The 13,133-nt window shown below is 57.6% G+C and carries 10 protein-coding genes and 1 riboswitch; of the genes, 8 read left to right on the top strand and 2 right to left on the bottom strand.

Going from position 1 to position 13,133, the window contains the following annotated elements:
- Nucleotides 1-36 precede the first annotated feature (36 nt).
- From QGH30_04225 to QGH30_04200, 6 genes are all read left to right on the top strand, one after another.
- Nucleotides 37-327 carry a YXWGXW repeat-containing protein gene (locus QGH30_04225; protein MDP7021543.1) on the top strand — a complete coding sequence of 97 codons (291 nt, stop codon included), beginning with the start codon at nt 37-39 and terminating at the stop codon, nt 325-327.
- 48 nt (nt 328-375) lie between these two features.
- A riboswitch (molybdenum cofactor riboswitch) is annotated at nt 376-494 on the top strand.
- Entirely contained in the window at nt 483-1,469 is a 987-nt protein-coding gene (gene moaA / locus QGH30_04220; GenBank protein ID MDP7021542.1) for a GTP 3',8-cyclase MoaA, read from the top strand. Its footprint overlaps the riboswitch before it by 12 nt.
- 1 nt (nt 1,470) lies before the next feature.
- Entirely contained in the window at nt 1,471-2,094 is a 624-nt protein-coding gene (locus QGH30_04215) for an MBL fold metallo-hydrolase (GenBank protein MDP7021541.1), read from the top strand.
- A gap of 105 nt (nt 2,095-2,199) precedes the next feature.
- Complete coding sequence (locus QGH30_04210) at nt 2,200-5,142, top strand: FlgD immunoglobulin-like domain containing protein (GenBank protein ID MDP7021540.1); 2,943 nt, start codon at nt 2,200-2,202, stop codon at nt 5,140-5,142.
- A 128-nt stretch (nt 5,143-5,270) separates the two neighbouring features.
- Nucleotides 5,271-8,180 carry a FlgD immunoglobulin-like domain containing protein gene (locus QGH30_04205; GenBank protein ID MDP7021539.1) on the top strand — a complete coding sequence of 970 codons (2,910 nt, stop codon included), beginning with the start codon at nt 5,271-5,273 and terminating at the stop codon, nt 8,178-8,180.
- Nucleotides 8,181-8,267: 87 nt separating this feature from the next.
- Nucleotides 8,268-8,756 carry a hypothetical protein gene (locus QGH30_04200; GenBank protein ID MDP7021538.1) on the top strand — a complete coding sequence of 163 codons (489 nt, stop codon included), beginning with the start codon at nt 8,268-8,270 and terminating at the stop codon, nt 8,754-8,756.
- Here QGH30_04200 and QGH30_04195 read toward each other — a convergent pair.
- Nucleotides 8,753-9,523 (bottom strand): glycosyltransferase family 2 protein, encoded by a 771-nt coding sequence (locus tag QGH30_04195; GenBank protein MDP7021537.1) that lies wholly within the window; start codon nt 9,521-9,523, stop codon nt 8,753-8,755. The genes QGH30_04200 and QGH30_04195 overlap by 4 nt on opposite strands.
- Nucleotides 9,520-10,521: a hypothetical protein gene (locus tag QGH30_04190; GenBank protein ID MDP7021536.1), complete on the bottom strand. Its 1,002-nt coding sequence runs from the start codon at nt 10,519-10,521 to the stop codon at nt 9,520-9,522. Before QGH30_04190 ends, QGH30_04195 begins: the two co-directional genes overlap by 4 nt.
- Nucleotides 10,522-10,680: 159 nt before the next feature.
- Between QGH30_04190 and QGH30_04185 the strand changes: the two genes are divergently transcribed.
- Both QGH30_04185 and QGH30_04180 read left to right on the top strand, forming a co-directional pair.
- On the top strand, nt 10,681-11,496 hold the full coding sequence (locus QGH30_04185; protein ID MDP7021535.1) for a hypothetical protein: 816 nt from the start codon (nt 10,681-10,683) through the stop codon (nt 11,494-11,496).
- A gap of 221 nt (nt 11,497-11,717) precedes the next feature.
- A complete protein-coding gene (locus QGH30_04180) occupies nt 11,718-13,091 on the top strand; it encodes a hypothetical protein (GenBank protein MDP7021534.1) in 1,374 nt (457 codons plus the stop codon).
- The last annotated feature ends 42 nt before the right edge of the window (nt 13,092-13,133 follow it).

The following is a 13,133-nucleotide window of genomic DNA, read 5'->3' as shown; positions in this document are numbered from 1 at the left end:
GCAGTGCCCGCAGTGAAGAAAAACCGGAGGTGTACAATGAGAGTCCTGAAAACACTAAGCCCCTTCCTCTTGGCCCTGTTTCTGGGCGGATGCAGCACGGTGGCCTATGTCCCTGCGACCCCGCCATCGGCCAAGGTGGAAGTTCGCACTGCCCGTCCCGGCCCGCGCCATGTCTGGGTCAAGGGTCACTGGAAGTGGAACGGTCACCGCTATGTCTGGGTCAAGGGCCACTGGGTGAAGGGCAAGCGAAATGCCCGATGGCTTGCCGGTCATTGGAAAAACACACCGCGCGGCCACGTCTGGGTGCCTGGACACTGGAAACGCTAGCTCGGTGTGGGCCCGCCGGTTTCTTGACTCCGGCGGGTTCTTTTTCTATTCTGCCATTGGTTCCGAGCTGAACAGCCTTCCTGCTCATGCATAAGGCTTGAAGCCGACAGGGCGAGCCGGGAAACGGGTTCGCCTCCCGCAATGGAAAGGAGCCCATGCAGCCTCTTGTGGATCCCTTTGAACGACGAATTCGCTATCTGCGGGTATCGGTGACTCCCTATTGCAATTTTCGCTGCAGCTATTGCCAGCCCGAGGGTCCGGTGCTTGATGAGCATCATCGCGAGGAACTTTCTCCTTTGGAACTGGAAAAGATCCTGTCCCTTTTTGCGCGACTCGGTGTCGAAAAGGTGCGGCTCACCGGCGGCGAACCGACCCTGAGAAAAGATCTGGAAGAAATGGTAAGACGGATTACCTCGATTCCGGGAATCCGGGAAGTGACTCTCTCCACGCATGGTCTCTATCTCGATGAGAGGTCCGCAAGCCTTGCGGAGGCCGGCCTTTCGAGGATCAATGTCAGTCTTGATACGCTTCGTCCGGAGCGTTTTGCACGGATTTCGGGGCGCGACGAATTGCCACGGGTCTTGAGAGGAATCACGGCGGCACAGAAGGCCGGCCTCACGCCCATCAAGCTCAACGTGGTTCCCCTGCGAGGCTTCAATGAAGATGAACTGGGCGATTTCCTCGAATATTCGGCCCGGGAGAATCTGCATCTGCGTTTCATTGCCCTTATGCAACTCGGTGTTGCCAAAGAACTCTATCGCAAGAGCCATCTCTCACTGGAGGAGTTACAGGAACGACTTTCGAGTTTCGGAGACTGGGAAGAGCAGCGCCGAGGAGAGAGCGACGGCCCGGCTCGACTTCTGCGCCGACGCTCGGACGGGCTTCGTGTCGGACTGATCGATCCTCTTTCGAAGAACTTCTGTCAGGATTGCAACCGCCTTCGATTGACGCATCGTGGCGAAGTCCGGAACTGTCTCTTCGGGGAAGGGATTGTGGCCCTGCGTCCCCTGCTGCAGCGCCCCGACTGGGAGAGCGCTCTGGAGGAACTGCTTCGCAAGACTCTTCTGCAGAAGCCGGAGAAACATCGACTGGAACATTGTGACGACGGGGGACTCTATTCCCTGGCGAAGGTGGGGGGATAGCATGATCGTGGAATCCTTGTGCGTGGGGCCTTTTCAGGAGAACACCTGGCTAGTCGGGGACGAGAACAGTGGCGATGCCTTTGTGATCGACCCGGGCGGGGAGAACGAGAAGCTTCTGGCCCTGGTCCGGGAGAAGGGACTGAAGCTTACTGCGATCGTCAACACGCACGGGCATGTGGACCATGTCATGGGGGCTGCCGAGTTGCAGGACATGACCGACATTCCTTTTCGCCTGCACGAGGCTGACCGTTTTCTGCTCGACCACCTGGAGCAGATCTGCGGCCTTTACGGACTGGAGCCCGTAAAGGCTCCCCGTCTGGAGAATCCCCTGAAGGATGGCGAGATCCTGAAACTGGGGGACGAGGAGGTGGAGGTTATCCATACTCCAGGTCACAGCCCCGGAGGGGTTTGCCTGAAAGCCGGCAACCATCTCTTTGCCGGGGACACGCTCTTTTCCGGTTCCATCGGTCGCACGGATCTTCCCGGCGGCGATCAGGACCTGCTTCTTTCCTCCATTCGCGAACGCCTTTTCGAAGCTCTTCCTGCGGGAATGATCGTCCATTGCGGCCATGGAGCCGACACTTCCCTTGCCGAAGAGGCTGCCAGTAACCCTTTCCTGCGCTGAGTGAGCCTCCTAATTTCTGGTTATTGAACATGCTACCGTGCTATAATGGTGTGGTCCCGCGAATCCCCCCATGATTCGCAGTCTCAAGCACTGGAGGTCTCGGGAATGAAATCCCCTGTCTATCGCTTTGTTCTTATTGCACTGATCACGGTCTTTGGAAGTGCCTTTGCCTTCCAGCCCGTAGACCAGAACTCCCTGGAAATCCCCCTTCCCGCCTACGATGACTATGGTTTTTCTTCCTGGCGCAGCGACCAGGGGATTCACGATGTGGAAGCCAGGCTCATTGAGGAGTTTGGCGGAAACTGGCGGGTCTGGAACTGGAATGCGCGAACGAATACGCCGCAGTATTTCTACGGACATTCCACCGCCCTGTTCTCGCCGATTTCCGATGAGATCGTCGCCGAGCAGACGGCCCGCTCCCTCATGTCCTCCCAGTCCGAAGTTTTCCGCACGACGGACAGCGATCTTCTCCTTTCCGCGGTCGAACATGCTCTCGGCAAGTGGGCGGTTCACTTCCAGCAGACCTGGAATGGAATGGAAGTCTGGCAGGGCAAGGCCATGGCTCTCTTTACCGAGGACGGGCGTCTGGTGCTGGCCGGTTCGGATTTCCACTCGGAAATCGATCTTGATCCCAGTCCTGCGATTTCATCCTCACAGGCCGAAGTCATCGCGATTGCCGCTCTTCCCTACGATCCTGCCACGGATCGCATCGACACGGCTCCGGAGCTTCAGGTACTTCCCTATCCGAGAAGTGAGGCGGATGTCAGCTACCATCTGGCCTGGCGCCTTCGGGTTCGCACGGACTCCCCTCTCGGCAACTGGCAGACCTGGGTGGACGCTCACAGTGGCGAGATCCTCTGGCGTAGCAATGAAATCCACTTTGCCTTCTCCGGCGACTCCGAATCCGGAGTTCAGCCGGCAAGCTACTGTGATGGAATCGTAGAGGAGACTGTTCCCTACCTTCGTGTTCAGGGCGGAGGCAGCTCCACGAACACGGACTCGAACGGAAACTGGGTTCTTTCGGCCGGTGGCGGAAGTACGACGGTCACTTCCGATCTCTACGGTCCCTATTGTGACATCACGAACATCGGCGGCGCAGAGGCTTCTTTCTCTGCCACAGCTTATGAGGGAACTCCTCTTACGGTTCACTACGATGACAGCAATGCCCAGCGCGATGAGCGCACCGTCTTTGACGGTGTGAATGACATCCATGATCTCATTGAGATCTTCGACCCCGGTTACGGATACACGAACACCCGGATGAGTGCCTATGTCAGCAGGACCACTGGCTACTGCCCCGGTAATGCCTGGTGGGATGGCACCATCAACTTCTGCGCTGCAGGGGGAAGCTACGCCAACACGGGTGAGATTCAGGGCGTGACCCATCACGAGTTCGGTCATGGCATCCAGGACGACATTCTTGGCTGGCAGGGCGATCAGGGTCTCGGAGAAGGAAACGGCGACATCGCCTCCAACCTTCTTACCTTCGAATCCATCATCGGCCGCGGTTTCTATGTTGGAAACTGCAGTTCCGGGATTCGTGACTCGGACAACAACCTGGTTTACCCGGATGATGTAATCGGCCAGGGAATCCACTATGCGGGCCAGGTGATTGCCGGCTTCCATTGGGACTTTATGGAGCACTTGAAGGCCAGCTATGGCGAATGGGATGGCACGGTGGCGATGGCAGAAAACTGGCACTTCTGTCGCCTTCTGGTTCATCCGACCACGCAGCCGGCCCAGGTTCTGGCCGCCTTCATCGCAGACGATGACGATGGCAACCTGGACAATGGCACTCCTCACTATGATTTCCTCTGCGAAGCGGCAGGGAACCATGGCTTTGATTGCCCGGAGATTCTCGTGGGTGTTTTCGTCAACCATGAAACGCATCCCTACTCCGGTGACCAGAGCAGTGGATATGAGATCGCCGGAACGGCCGTCTCTCTTGGTGGAGGCGTGATTGATCCTTCCAGCGCGAAGGTCAACTACCGGGTTGACGGTTCTTCCTTCTCCCAGATTCCGATGTCCCCGACCGGCGGTGCCGATGAGTACTCGGCGATGATCCCGGCCCAGGGCTACGGAAGTGTCGTGGAGTATTACCTGCAAGCTTCCAATGACGGTGGCGATACGGGGACCAGCCCCCGCAATGCCCCGGCGGAGCTTCACTACTTCCAGATCAACAACGAGTTTGTCGACGAAATGGAATTCGACACTGCCTGGCACACCGGCACCCTGACCGAGGAAACCGCTTCGACGGGAACCTGGGAAAGGGCCGACCCCGAGGGAACCAGCTACAGTGGCGACACGGTTCAGCCGGAGAACGACCACACGGCCGCTCCGGGAACCGACTGCTGGGTCACCGGACCCCTGGCAGGAAGCAGTGCCGGAAGCTATGACATCGATGGCGGGCAGACGGTTCTGTATTCACCGCGGGTGGATCTGAACGGCGCCACGGATATCTCGATCAGCTACTGGCGCTACTACACCAACAATCTTGGAAACAACCCCGGCCAGGACTACTGGGTCGTGGAGATTTCCAATGACGGTGGTTCCAGCTGGACGGATGTCGAGAACTCGAATGCTTCGCCGAATGCCTGGGGGCAGGTCGCCTTCGACCTGAATGACTACTTCGCAGTTCCGGGGGTCGTGCAGCTTCGCTTCACGGCGTCGGACGAGGGTAGCGGCTCTCTGGTGGAGGCCCTGGTCGATGACTTTGTTCTCATGGCGACCTTCGACATGACTGGCGCCGATGACGGCATCGCTGTTCAGTTCCTCACGGACCTGAAGCAGAACATGCCCAACCCCTTCAATCCGAGGACCGAGATCCGTTTTGCTCTGGAAACGGCCGGACCGGCGAGGCTCGCGATCTACGATGCGAGCGGTCGCCTGGTGAAGGAACTGATGCAGGGCCGGCAGGAGGCCGGAGAGCATTCCATCATCTGGAATGGTCAGGATCAGAACGGGCAAGCGGTGGGAAGTGGTGTCTACTTCTACCGTCTCGATGCGAATGGAAAGACGCAGAGCAAGAGAATGGTTCTGCTGAAGTAAAGAGACATTCCTCCCCCCTTCGCTTCGGTGAAGGGGGGATTTCTTTTGGCAGTCCGGTTTTCCGGCCCGCCTTTATGCTATAATTGAGCGGTCGGGGGCTTCTCTCCCGGCTTTTTCCGGAGGATCCCATGCCCCGTAGCCTTGCAGCACGCATTCTGACAATCGCTCTTCTTCTTTCCATTCCAGCACTGGCCTTCCTTCCCGATTCCGGGAGCGAAAGCTGGGAAGTCCCCCTTCCCGCCTATGACGACCACGGGCACGATTCCTGGCAAGCTCTGCAAGGGGCAGATCGGGCGGAATCCTCCCTGGAAGCAAGTCTTGGCGGAAACTGGAGGCTTTGGAGCTGGAATGCCCGCAGCAAGACTCCCCATTATCTCTACAGTAGTGGTGCGGATTCACAGGGGGCGATCCGGAGCGCGGAAGAGGCCGAGAGAACAGCCCGCCGACTGATCGACCAGCTTCCGGGAGTTTTCTCCGCAGACAACGGAAATCTGCGTCTCAAGAGCACTCCTCAAGTGCGGAGCAAATGGGCTGCTCACTTCCAGCAGACCTGGGAGGGTCTGGAGGTTTGGGGTGGAGGCGTTTCCCTGGTCTTCCATGAGAACGGGCGCCCGATGCTTCTGGGTTCCGACTACTATCAGGACATCAATCTGAGTTCCTATCCTCTGGTTTCCTCACAGGAGGCAGAGCTTCTGGCAAAGGCCAGTCTTCCCTTTAATCCTGCAAGTGACCGTCTCGACGGGGAGTCGGTTCTCGCGGTGCTTCCTTATCCTGTTTCAGAGAATCGCGTGGAGTATCATTTGGCCTGGCGTGTTCGGGTTCGTACCGCGGAGCCTCTGGGCATCTGGGTAAGCTGGATCGACGCCGAAGACGGGGAGATCCTCTGGCGCTGGAACGACATTCATTTCAACTACTCGGGGACAGCCGTCGCGGAAGTGCAGCCCTATACCTGGTGCAATGGAATTGAAGATCAGTCCCTTCGCTATCTAAGACTGACCGTCGATGGAGTGGGAAACACCATCATCGATGCCGAAGGAAACTGGAGCATCGACGGTTCCGGCGGAATGCGGCAGGTAACGGGAACCTTCTTCGGACCCTACTGTCAGGTGAGCAATCAGGGAGGACCTGACGGTGAGTATGCGGGTCTCGTCAATGAGGGCATTCCCCTGAATATTCGCTTTGATGATGCAGTCGCTCAACACGACGAACGGGATGTCTTTGACGGGGTCAGCGATGTCCATGATTTCTTCCAGCTTTTTGCTCCGGAGTTCGGCCTTCCCAACCAGCGAATGAACGCCTATGTGAGTGAAAACAATTCCTGCAATGCCTATTGGGATGGGGGCATCCACTTCTATCGGGAAGGTGGCAACTGTGCCAATACGGGCGAGATTCAGGGTGTGGTCTATCACGAATTCGGGCACGGGGTTCAGCACGAGATTCTCGGTGGACAGGGGCAGCAGGGTCTGGGCGAAGGGAACTCGGATATTCTGGCCTGCCTGATTACCCAGGAGTCGATCTGTGCTCGCGGCTTCTATCTGGACGACTGCGTGAACGGCATCCGCGATGCGGACAACAACCTGGTCTATCCGGATGATGTGGTCGGCGAGGGGATCCACTACGCGGGTCAGGTCATTGCCGGCTTCCACTGGGACATGATGTTGGGGCTTCAGGATCAGTACGGTGAAGAGGCCGGGACTTTGGAGAGCGCGGAAATCTGGCATTACGGCCGGATTCTCACAGAGCCGAACACGCAGCCCGATCAGGTGCTTTCGGCCTTCCTGATCGACGATGATGACGGCGATCTCGGCAATGGAACGCCTCACTTTGCGCAGATCAGTGCGGCGGCCCTGAACCACGGCTTCGAGGTTCCGGAACTGATCTATGGCGTTCTCTTTGAGCATACGCCCATCGACAATACGGACGACACGGAGAATCCCTATCCGGTTCTTGCGGAAGTCACTTCGACCGAAGGCAATATTCTGGAAGGTTCCGTGGAGATCTATTGGCGGGCAAGCGGAGGAGCCTGGTCTGCTTCCGGCATGAGCCATGTGGCCGGCGACACCTATGAAGGCGCCATCCCTCCGCAGGCGGGTGCCCAGATCGATTACTACCTCACTGCCGAAGACGATGCGGGTAATGCGGGCAGCGAGCCGCAGAGCGCACCCTACTCCTACTTCACCTTCAATGTCACCTGGCTGACGGATACGATGGAAGAGGAGAGTGGCTGGACCGTGGGTGCCGCGGATGACTATGCGAGTGGAGGGATCTGGGTGCGGGTCGATCCTGTTGGTACGATTGCACAGCCGGAAGATGATCACACACAGGAGGGAACACTCTGTTGGGTCACGGGTCAGCATGTTCCCGGAGAAGCCGACGACTTCAGCGATGTCGACGGGGGACGCACGACCCTCTTCTCGCCGGTCTATGATCTTACCGGGGCGGAGAATGTCCTGATCCAGTACTGGCGCTGGTTCTCCAACGACCAGGGCAGTGCGCCGGGCTTCGACTACTGGAAGGTCTATGCCACGGGGGACGCCGGTGGCTGGTGGCATCTTGCAGAGCGGACTCATATTTCTTCCAATGCCTGGCAGCAGGTCAGCTACGATCCCATGGTGGAGTTCCCCGAGCCCACGCTCTTCCAGATGCGTTTTGTGGCCTCAGACTCTGCCCAGCCTTCCCTGATTGAGGCAGCCGTGGATGATTTTGCGATTGTGGCTTTCTTCAACTACACGGGCGCCGGGGACAATCTGGATGTTCAGGCTCTCCCCGCCCTGAAGCAGAACTACCCGAATCCCTTCAATCCTCGCACGGAGATCCGCTTCCAACTTCAGGAAGCGGGTGAAGTGGATCTGAGAATCTTCGATGCCGCCGGGCGCCTTGTGAAGAACCTGGCCCGGGGCCATCATGAGATCGGCGAACATGTTCTGGTGTGGGACGGCCGCGATTCCGGGGGAATGGCTCTCTCGAGTGGCGTCTACTTCCTCAAACTGCAGAGTCCTGCCGGTGAGGAAAGCAAACGAATGGTGCTCCTGAAATAGGCCGAATGCCCCTCCTTCGGGAGGGGCTTTTTTCAGCCCTTGCCTCCCGTTAAAACCCGTGCCATGATTCCCCGAAGAGGAGGCTCCATGTTCATCTTTCGCGAAGTCGTTCTTGTTGTCCTGATCCTGATCCTGATTCTGGTCGAGTCACAGGGGAAGGAAGTTCCTCTCTGGTTGAGCTGGATCGGAATTGCCATGGGAATCGGATTTGCGGTTACGGGAATGGGGGGCGCGGACTGGACCTGGTCGCATGCGACTCTGGGAATGGTGGCGGCCTATCTCTTCGGCGGAATCCTGATGGTCATTCCCGGCATGAATACCCTCTTTACGGAAGCCCTTCCCGGGCCGGAGGGTTATAAGACGAAACTCACGGCAAAGGACTACGGGGTCTTTGCTGCTCTGGGGGCTTTTGCCACCCCGCTTGCCTTTTTCCCCGTCTTCTTTCTGGCGATTATCTCTGCACGCCTATTCCGTCTCTTCTCTTCCGGGCGGCCCCTGTCCCTGCATCTGGGCCTGGCAGGCCTGCTGGTTCGATATCTGGGGACGGCCGTCTGGGGCAACTACTTCGGCATCTAGTCGACGGGACTTCCTTCCTCCGACTTTTCCTCAAAGAGCTCGCTCTTGAGAAAGTTCCAGCGGTGCAGAGTCCAGCGCACAAAGGTCTCCAGAGTCAGCATCCCGTATTCCATACTTCTGGCAAAACCGATGCTGCTGGCCTCTTTCATGTAGCGCACGGGAACGGGGATGTCCCCGACCCGGAATCCGAAGTGAACGGACTGCACCAGAAACTGGCTGTCGAAGACGAAGTCGTCGCTGTTCTTTTCCCAGGGGAGGGTTTCGAGAACCTCTCGTGTGTAGGCCCGGAGCCCGGAGTGCCATTCCCCCAGATTTTCTCCCGCCCAGAGGTTTTCGATGATCGTAAGAAGGCGATTGGCGAAATACTTGTAGGCGGGCATTCCCCCCGAAAGGGCTTCGCGCCGGGAGCGAATCCGGTTGCCGAGAAGGACATCGCAATTCCCGGATCGAAGTAGGCCGACTATGACGGGCAGCAGACTGGAATCATACTGGTAGTCGGGGTGGATCATGACAATGAAGTCTGCGCCGCGATTCAGGGCTTCGCGATAGCAGGTTTTCTGATTTGCCCCGTAACCGCGATTTTCCTGATGCTCGATGACATGGACGCCGAGCTTTCCGGCCAGTTCGACGGTTCCGTCCGAGGAGGCATCGTCCACAAGAATGACTTCGTCCACGCTTCCCTGCGGAATGTCCCGAAGGGTCTTCTCCAGAGTACTCTCCGCATTGTAGGCGGGCATGACAACGATGACTTTTCCATCCTGACTCATGGCTGTTTCCTCTCGGGGGCAAGGGAGTCAGGGAGTGAGTAGATCATGAGGCCTGATTGACCGGACCCATAGGACTGAAACACTACCTTGCTCCCATCGGGGGAAAGGCGCGGACAGATGATGCTGGGATCCAGATCCAGCAAGGGTTCCAGTTTCCCGGTATCCGGATTCAGAAGACCCAAGTCATAGCCTTTTTCCGGGGAATCCTGATTGGCATAGGAAACGATGAGGCGGCGGGAGTCCGGGGTCCAGTCCATGCTGGAGAGAAGGATGTCATAGAGGGGAAGCGTTTTCGCAAGGCCTCGGATTTGGGTCTGCGAGATCAGGATCTGGCTCATGGGCCCCCAACGATGAATCCAGGCGACTTTCTTTCCGTCGCGACTGGCGGCGGGGTGGCTGTGTTCTCCCCGGTCACCGGAAAGCGTTCGGAGGTTGTCTCCGTTCCGGTTGCTGACCATTCCTTTCGACTGGTTGGATCCCTTCTTGCGGCTCTCAAAATAGAGCTTCATTCCCGAGGGACTCCAGACGGGGCTGTTCTCCAGAACTTCAAGATCGGGAGTCAGTTTTCCCTCTTCGCCGTCCTCCAACCTGCGAATCCAGATCCCCCGATGGTCATGACGCTTGCTGCGGTAGGCAAGGTAGCGCCCGTCAGGAGACAGGTCGGGCTGGTCGGCGGAGTAGTAGGGGGATTCAACGAGAACCTCCAGTTCTTCGCCGTCGATGGACTTGCGCAGGATCTTGCTGGTTCTCTCTCCAGCGAGCGTGAAGAGGATGCTCTTATTGTCATGACCCCAGCAGGGATCGGAGGCCAGGCCCTGGATCCCCTCCAGTTTGATCACAGAATCAGGAAGGGGGCGGACCACTTTTTCCTGCGTTTCGGTCTCCCGGGAAGCCCCGGCCTTCTTTGCCAGTTCCTGAAGTCTACTCAGTCCTCCACCGTCTGCTACTGCAAGATTGGCGAGAAGCAGGACGATGAGCACGGGAATCGTCTTTGGCATTTCCACCCCTTTCTTCGCGCGGCAGACTAGCACGCAAATCCCGCTTGCGCAAGCATGCCGCTTTTCATTGCGAAGCGGGGGGACTTTGCCTATACTGCGACTGCATTCCAATCTTCAATCCCTTTCAATTTTGATTCATGAGACAGAGGATGTTTTGTCATGTCTGATCGTTTGAAGGAACTTCTGGGTGAGATCGTAGAGTCTCTGGAAGAAGATGCAAAGAGCCGTGGCGGGCAAGTGATTCCTCTTCAGTTTGTGAAAGAGGAGGCTGCTCGCTGGAAAAGCGCGCGCGAGGACGATGCGGGGATCTGGTTCACCATCGTCCTGATGATGCTACGCTTCGGCTTCAAGCGTTTCCCCTATCGTTATGAGATGAAGGATCTCGTCCTTGAGAAGCTGGGGGATCTGGATGCCCTCGCGGAGATGGAAGACAAGGACAAGCGGGTTCTTGCCCAGGATGAAATCCTCGGCCTCAACCTTCAGCAGATTCGCTCCGTTGCGAAGAATGCCCGCACGGCGAAGATGCTACTCAATGACTTCGGTTCTCTCATTGACCTCGTTGCCTCCTTTGAGGGTGTGGCCGCGGACCTGTCCGAGGGAATGGAAGAGATGTTCAGCTATCTGACTCCCGAGGCCACGAAGGAATTCGCGCGCCAGATGGGCCTCGTCAAGCCCGGCAGCGACCCTGCCGTCCGGCGTGTTCTAAGCAGAATGGATGATCTCGTGGATGGTTCACTCGATCTCGAGGGAATCCAGAGAGCGATTCAGGGAATGGCGGAATCAACGGAGCACAGTGAGGAAGAAGTGGACTCCCTGCTTCGGATTTTCGCGTCGGGAGAGGATCAGATCGGCGTTTCTGCCATCTGCGATGTAAAATCTTCCTGCTTCCGCTGCCGTCTCAGCAAGGAACAGTGCTCCGAGCGCCGTTTTGAGTTTGGATCTTCCCTCGAAATATCCCGGGCCGACAGCTACTAGTCTCCCCTTTCAGGGTCTTCCCGAACCCCTTCCCCCCTTTCGGGCGGGAAGGGGTCTTTTTGTCCTCTGGATTCACTTGCGGGGAACGCTGGGGAATGGAAAGAAGGGCTTGGGTCGACTTCTCCCAAGCTTATGCAGGAACAGCGTTTACTCCTGCGAATTTCCTTGTCCAGATGGGCAGATAAGCAGCTTCTGTCACCGTCCTTGCTTTTGGGCGGAGTATGAAAACGAATCTCCCTTCCTCGTGGCAAACCCGAATCGGGAACCCGAGTTCATCGATTCTGGATTTCGAATCCGATGCACTGCTTCTTCCCTGGCAGGAAGACGGGGAACTTCTCGACAGGATTCTGGGGGAAGAAACCGGAAGCATCCTTCAGGAAGCCCTGGCCTACCCCGTGGACCGTTCGGTGAGGCTGACTTCTCCCGGTGGTTTTTCTTCGCGCTTCCTCTTTCACCTGTCTACTTCACAGGAATTGTCGATGCTGGAATCCCTCAAGGAGGGCTTCCGTCAGGCAAGACTTCTGGGTCTGAGGGAACTGGCCCTGCCACTTGAGGAATTCAGTAGCCCGGAGACTTCCTTCCCCCAGCTTCTTGGTGAATTGCAGGAGGCCTGGAAGGCTTCTGCCGGTGCGGGACAGACTCTCCATCTTATGGCTCGACGCGGAGAACTCTGGGCTCGCTACCTTCAGGAACAGTCTATTTCTCTTGAAGTGCCAGCGGATCCCTTTCCCGGGAAGAGCGATGAAATCCCCTTTCCTGGCCAGAAAAGAGAGGCCGTGCTTCGCCCGCGCCTGTCTTCGGGTCTGGATCCCGAGGAGGCTCTTTGCCGCCTTCTTGGGGATTACCGAAATGGAAAGAGCCTGGATGCGTCCATGAAGGCTTTGCGGGGTGGCATGCTGCATTCCCTGAGCTCGAGTATGGAGGAGTGGAGAGGCTATTCCCTGCCCGCAGTCCTGCGCATTCTGGGCTCCTCCCCGGTCTTGCGTCTTCCCTGGGAACTACTTCGGGATGGAGATCGCTACCTGGGTGAGAACAGGATCCTGCCGCGGGGAAGCAGTTTCTATATGCTGGGACAAAGGGAACCGGGTCCCGATCTTCCCTGGGAAATCAGTCTGTATTGCAGTGATGAGCGGCGCGATGCCCTGGAAGGGGAACTCTACAATCTTCTTCTTCGCTCGGGAGCGAGGAGAGTTTCCGCCAAGAGCAGGGAAGAGCGCCGGAGGATGGTCTATCTTTCCGGAACCCGGGCTCTCGAGGAGTTCTTCTCGAAAGAAGAGCGATGTGCGGGGGATCTTGCCTTTGTCGACGATGTGACCGAAGACTGGGAAGATCCCTTGGAAGAGGCGGCTGGGCAGATTCTGGCGCGGGGCTATCGCAGTGTCCTTGCGCCTCTGGCTCCCTTTCGGGACCGGCGGGAAGGGAAACTGTATCATATGGCCTTGTTCGAAAACTACTTCCGAAGTGCCAGCCTGGAGCGGGGTTTTTCACTGGCGCAGAAAGCCATGATCGAGGCTTTCGGAAGCGATAGCGGCTGGTTCCTCTACCGGGTCTTCGGGCAGGTGGACGAGCGCTACCCGCTGGGTGGATATCGCTAGGTTTTTATGGGGGGATTCCGTCAAACCCGATAGACGGGATCT

Source organism: Candidatus Krumholzibacteriia bacterium (assembly GCA_030748535.1).
In the GTDB taxonomy this organism is placed as follows: Bacteria; Krumholzibacteriota; Krumholzibacteriia; order JACNKJ01; family JACNKJ01; genus JASMLU01.
Note: the sequence above shows the minus strand (reverse complement) of the source record. Positions and strands in the feature narration are given on the sequence as shown.